Origin of the sequence: Phytoactinopolyspora halotolerans (assembly GCF_010550675.1) — a bacterium.
GTDB classification, from domain to species: Bacteria; Actinomycetota; Actinomycetes; order Jiangellales; family Jiangellaceae; genus Phytoactinopolyspora; species Phytoactinopolyspora halotolerans.
Genome location: NZ_JAAGOA010000047.1, coordinates 1 through 5871, shown reverse-complemented (window position 1 = coordinate 5871; position 5871 = coordinate 1). Strand labels below are relative to the sequence as shown.

The following is a 5871-nucleotide window of genomic DNA, read 5'->3' as shown; positions in this document are numbered from 1 at the left end:
CCCCACGCCCTCATCGCCCTGGCCATGCTCGCCCTCGGCGGATACCGCCCCGCCCTCCCCGGCCGCTAACCCACGGATCGGGACGGAGAGCCCTAAATGATCATGTGAAGTGGGTTTCTTCGTGCACCACCATGTCTGCAGACCTATTGAGGCACGAGAAAACCTACTTCACATGATCATTTAGGCGCGGCGTAGTCGGTGGGTGGGGGTGAGTTTTCCAGCTGACGGGAACCCCTCTCGGCTAGGCCGTCCGTGCGTGCTTCTGTGGAACTCGACGTCGTCTTCGACCACGCACACGGGAAGTCTGGAGGGCATCACGTGATGGCCGCACGAGAAGCACTGCTCGACCCGACCGGGATGGATGAGCGATCAGCGGACGGCACCCTGGCGCCACGCCCGACGAGCCTCCGCGGGCTCACCGTCGGGCTGCTGGACAACACGAAGGTCAATGCCACACCGCTGTTGCGCGGCATCGCCGACGATCTGGTCGACCGGTTCGGCGCGGGTGACACCCGCCTGTACACCAAGGACTACTTCGGCACGCCGGTGAAGGACGAGCTGCTCCGGCAGATCGCCGCGGAATGCGACGTGGTCGTCACCGCGGTAGGTGACTGCGGCTCATGCAGTGCCGCCACCGTGGCCGACGGCATCCTCTTCGAACGCGCGGGCATCCCGGCGGTGAGCATCTGCTCCGACTCGTTCGCCATGTCGGGTGCCGCGATGGCACAGGTGCAGGGCTTTCCGGGCTTCGAATTCATCACGGTTGAACACCCCGTGGCGAGCCTGGACGAGAAGGAGATCCGGCAACGGGCCGCCACGGTTCTTCCGGACGTTGTACGGATCCTCGGAGTGGGGGCGTGAGAGATGACTGACCTGACCATCCAGACCGCGGACAGCACCACCCGGACTGAAACGTCGACGGTGGACATCGGCGAGATCCGCCGGGTCATGGAGTACTACCAGCAGCAGCAGTGGACGGACGGCCTGCCGGTGATGCCGGTGACCGAGAGCTACCTGGCCGAGTTCCTCGCGCAGACCACCCGCCGTCCCGACGACGTGCTGTTCTCGGTCCCGCACCTCAACCGGGACCTGACCGTCCGGCTCGCCGCCATCAACGCCGCGCTCGCCGGCTGTCTGCCCGAGTACTTCCCCGTGGTCGTCGCCGCGTGGGAGGCGATCGCGCAGGAGCCGCACCCACGCCGCGGCATCTGGCAGTCTACGACCGGAACGGCACCGTTCACCGTGGTCAACGGCCCGGTGCGGGAGCGGATCGGGCTGAACTGCCAGGGCAACATCTTCGGGTCGGGGTTCCGGGCCAATGCGACGATCGGCCGAGCCATCCGGCTCGCCCTCATCAACGCCTTCGGTCTGCGCCCACACCAGCTCGACCAGGCCACGCAGGCGACGCCGGCGAAGTACACCGCGTGCATCGGCGAGAACGAGGAACAGAGCCCCTGGCAGCCGTTGCACACCGAGTACGGGTTCGCCCCCGGGGACGATGTCGTCACCGCGTTCGTCATCCGGTCGGTCATGCACATCGAGGCCCGGCACACTCAGGTTCCGGAGCAGCTCGCGCGCGACTTCGCCGACACCATCCGCCGCACCGGCGCGCTCATCCATGAGTACAGCAACGCCCTGCTCGTCCTCACTCCGGAGCACGCCCAGGTCTTCGCCGGGGCGGGCTGGACCAAGGACGACGTGCGCACGGCCGTGTACGAGAATGCCGTGCGCACGCGGGCGGAGCTGGCCGCGGTGGGCAAGGACGCGTTGTCCCGCCACACCCGGTGGCGGCTGCCCGCGGACCACCCGGACGCCACCCCGGACTCGGCCAGCATCGGATCCGACCCGGAGAACGTGCGCATCATGAACGGCCTCGGATCGGTGCAGATCGTGGTCGCGGGCGCGAACAATGCGGGGGTGTCCGCCGTCGTCGAGATCTTCGGCCTGGCCCCCCGGGAGCGTCCCTCCTCGTACAGCAAGGTCGCCGCCGGCTGAGAACGTCGCAGCCGCCCCCGAAGACAGCCTTCCGGCCGACGGAAGCAGCCGCGCCACGCGCGTGTCACCCGGCCTACCTTGGTGCAGCCGCGACCTTCTCGACGAAGAGGAGACGCACATGCAGACTCAGGCCGCAGTGCTGTGGGAGTACGGCGGGGACTGGCAGACCGAGGAGCTCGAGCTCGACGATCCGCGTGCGGGTGAGGTTCTCGTGCGCCTGACGGCGTCGGGACTGTGTCACTCGGATGAGCATGTCCGCGTGGGGGACCTCCCGATGGAGGGCCTGCCGACGATCGGCGGGCACGAGGGCGCCGGGGTGGTGGAACAGGTCGGTCCGGACGTCACCAGCGTGCATGAGGGTGACCACGTCGTTCTCAGCTTCATCCCTGCGTGCGGACGTTGCTGGTGTTGCGCCGGCGGTCACCAGAACCTGTGCGACGAGGGCGCCGAGCTCACCGTCGGCCTGCAGCGGGACGGCAGCTCACGGCACCACGTGCGTGGCGAGGACGCGCGGCTGATGTGCCTGCTGGGCACCTTCGCGCCGTACACCGTCGTCCGGGAGACATCGGTGGTCAAGATCCGGGAGGACGTCCCGCTGGATAAGGCCGCCCTGGTGGGCTGCGGCGTGACCACGGGATGGGGCACCGCCGTGTACGGCGCCCGGGTCTCGGCCGGGGACACGGTCGCCGTGCTGGGCATCGGTGGGGTGGGTGCCAACGCGGTTCAGGGCGCGCGGATCGCCGGCGCCAGTCAGATCCTCGCCATCGATCCGTCGGAGTTCAACCGCGCCCAGGCGAAGACGTTCGGCGCCACCCACACCTTCGCGAGCGCGGCCGAGGCGCGCGAGGCACTGCCGGACCTGACCCTGGGCAGGATGGCCGACGCCGCTCTGGTCACGGTGGGCGTCGCGTCCGGGTCGATCATCGGCGAGGCGCTATCGCTGGTGGGCAAGCTGGGGACGGTGGCGCTGACCTCGCTCGCACCGGTCAGCGACGATCAGGTCACGATGCCGATGTTCGAGCTGGCCGCCTACCAGAAGCGCGTCGTCGGCTGCCTGTTCGGCGACGCCAACCCGCGCTACGACATCCCGCGCCTCCTCGAGCTGTACCTGCGCGGCGAGCTGCTCCTCGACGAGCTCGTCACCCGCACCTACGCGTTCTCCGACATCAATCAGGGCTACGAGGACATGCGCACACACCGGAATATCCGCGGCATGATCCGGTTCGACTGACGCCGCTCTCGACAGCGCGCATACGCAGCAGCAGGAGGTTCTATGGCATTCCACGGTCAGCTCTTCATCGGCGGTGAGTGGACCGCCGGCAGCGGTGGGACGACGTTCGAGACCGTCGACCCGGCCACCGGCGAGATCCTGGGGACCGCGGTCGAGGCCACTGAGGCCGACGTGGACGCGGCCGTCGAGGCCGCCGGACGTGCGTTCACCGATCCCGCATGGCGCACTATGACCCCCGCCGCGCGCGGGCGGCTCCTGTGGCGGATAGCGGATCTGGTCGAGGAGAACGCCGCCGAGCTCGGGGAACTGGAGAGCAAGGACCAGGGGCAGGCCGTCGGTTTCGCCCGGGGCAGCATGGGTGGCGCCGCCGAGATGCTGCGCTACTACGCCGGCTGGTGTACCAAGATCACCGGTACCGTCTCGCCGGTGTCGGTGCCCGGAATGCTGCACTACACCCGGCGCGAGCCGATCGGCGTATGTGCGCTGATCACCCCCTGGAACTTCCCGCTGGCGATCGCGGTGTGGAAGCTCGCGCCGGCGCTCGCCACGGGCAACACGGTGATCCTCAAGCCGGCGGAGCAGACGCCCCTGACCACAACCCGGCTGGTCGAATTGTGCGCCGAGGCCGGGGTTCCGGGCGGCGTCGTGAATCTGCTCACCGGCGGTCCCGACGTCGGCCGCCGCCTGGTCGAGCATGAGGGCGTGCACAAGGTGTCCTTCACCGGGTCGACCGAGGTGGGCCGGGAGATCGTGCGGGACTCCGCGGACACGCTCAAGCGGGTCAGCCTGGAGCTCGGCGGCAAGGCGCCCAGCATCGTCATGAAGGACGCGGACATCGACGCCGCCGTCACCGGGAATCTGCTCGGCGGCCTGGTGAACAGCGGACAGGCGTGTGCCGCGTACAGCCGGTTCTACGTGGACTCCAGCCGGGTCGACGAATTCACCGAGAAGCTCGCGGGCGCCATGTCTGGAATGACGGTGGGCCCGGGCACGTCACCGGACACGCAGCTCGGGCCGCTGGTGTCCGCCGAACATCTGCAGAAGGTGGAAAGCTACGTCGAACGCGGCCGCGAGCAGGGAGCTGAGGTGGTGGTCGGGGGCAGGCGGCCAGGCGGCGACCTCGCCTCCGGGTTCTTCTTCGAGCCGACGCTCTTCCGCGGGGTCGACCACTCCATGCAGATCGCCCAGGACGAGATCTTCGGCCCGGTCCTGCCGGTCATCTCCTACGACGACCCGTCCGACCTGGTGGCCCGCGCCAACGACACACCGTACGGGCTGGTCGCCAGTGTGTGGACCTCGGACGTCGCGCAGGGGCATCGCCTGGCGGCCGACATCCGCGCCGGCGAGGTCTTCGTTAACACCCTCCCGGCGCTGGACCCAGCGGCGCCGTGGGGCGGTTTCAAGGCGAGCGGCTGGGGACGCGAGATGGCGGCCGACGCGATCGACGCCTACACCGAGACCAAGGGGGTCTGGGTCAACATCGGGCAATAGCGGCGCGGGGCTTCACGGCAATGAGGCCAGAATCTCGATCAGCGCGGTCGCGTATGGCTACGCCCATTCCGGCGGCTTCCAGCCACCCCACGTGGGAACTTCCGTGAAGGCTGGTGACTTCACTGATCGCCGCCGTCTTGCGATGCCTAGTGTCGAGGTCTCTGACAATGGGAGTTGGATGGATAGGCGCGACGACGCGGCCGATTGATCGTGACGTCTGGGGATCCATCCGAGCTCGACCGACAGCGAGCGCGACCAGCAGAAGCAGATGACCCACCGAGTACCGAGGGAGAACCACCCATGTCGCTCACCCGTGTCCAGTTCTTCTCCATCTCACTCGACGGTTTCGGCACCGGCGAAGGGCAGACCCTCGAAGCACCGTTCGGCCATGCCGGCGAACGGCTGCACGAGTGGATGTTCGCCACCCGGCAGTGGCGCGGGCCCGACCAGCCGGGCGGTAGTGGCGGCGTCGATGATCTTTTCGTCAAGCAACACGATCAGGGGATCGGCGCCGAGATCATGGGTGCAAACAAGTTCGGTCCGCGCGGATGGCACGAGGACCCGGAGTGGAAAGGCTGGTGGGGTCCCAATCCGCCTTTCCACACGCCGACGTTCATTCTCACCCATCACGCGCACCCGCCGATCGAGATGGAGGGCGGTACGACGTTCCATTTCATCGATGCGACGCCGGCCGAGGCGCTCAAGACGGCCCGCGAGGCCGCGGGCGGCAAGGACGTACGCATCGGCGGGGGTGCCACCGTGATCCGCGACTTCCTCGCTGCTGGGCTCATCGACCACATGCACATCGTGGTGGTCCCGATCCTGCTCGGCCGGGGTGTACGCCTCTGGGACGGACTTGAGGGCCTCGAGAATGACTACCAGATCGAGGCCATCTCCTCGCCCAGCGGCGTTACGCATGTGACGTTCACGCGGACTGGCGCTTGAACAGGTTCAGTCGGTGATGGTCTAGGACCCGCACGGCTGACCGCCTAGGCGCCGCACAATCGACGACGAACCACGAGACATGCTCTAGATGAATGATTCCTTGAAGATTGTCAGTGGTCATAGGCGATCAGTGATCGTTTGGCTGTGAGGCCGAGGGCCCAGTTGTGCCAGATCCCGGCGGCCAGGGCCAGGAGCCGCTGGCTGATGCG

Annotated in this window: 5 protein-coding genes and 1 pseudogene; 5 read left to right on the top strand and 1 reads right to left on the bottom strand. The window is 68.0% G+C overall.

The genetic code is table 11. The features are described 5' to 3' along the window. Window positions 1–321: 321 nt before the first annotated feature. From G1H10_RS31965 to G1H10_RS31945, 5 genes are all read left to right on the top strand, one after another. On the top strand, window positions 322–861 hold the full coding sequence (locus tag G1H10_RS31965) for a UGSC family (seleno)protein (RefSeq protein WP_163745337.1): 540 nt from the start codon (window positions 322–324) through the stop codon (window positions 859–861). A gap of 3 nt (window positions 862–864) precedes the next feature. After that, window positions 865–1995, top strand: a complete 1131-nt coding sequence (locus G1H10_RS31960; protein ID WP_163745336.1) for a hypothetical protein — start codon at window positions 865–867, stop codon at window positions 1993–1995. 118 nt (window positions 1996–2113) lie between these two features. Then, window positions 2114–3226, top strand: coding sequence for an NDMA-dependent alcohol dehydrogenase (locus tag G1H10_RS31955; RefSeq protein ID WP_163745335.1), 1113 nt, complete (start codon window positions 2114–2116; stop codon window positions 3224–3226). Window positions 3227–3268: 42 nt separating this feature from the next. Further along, the gene (locus tag G1H10_RS31950) at window positions 3269–4717 is read left to right on the top strand and encodes an aldehyde dehydrogenase family protein (RefSeq protein WP_163745334.1); all 1449 of its coding nucleotides are present in this window, start codon (window positions 3269–3271) and stop codon (window positions 4715–4717) included. A 300-nt stretch (window positions 4718–5017) separates the two neighbouring features. Beyond that, complete coding sequence (locus G1H10_RS31945) at window positions 5018–5662, top strand: dihydrofolate reductase family protein (RefSeq protein WP_163745333.1); 645 nt, start codon at window positions 5018–5020, stop codon at window positions 5660–5662. A gap of 110 nt (window positions 5663–5772) precedes the next feature. Here the strand turns inward: G1H10_RS31945 and G1H10_RS33685 are convergent. Beyond that, a pseudogene (locus G1H10_RS33685) lies at window positions 5773–5871 on the bottom strand (IS982 family transposase); the annotation flags it as partial.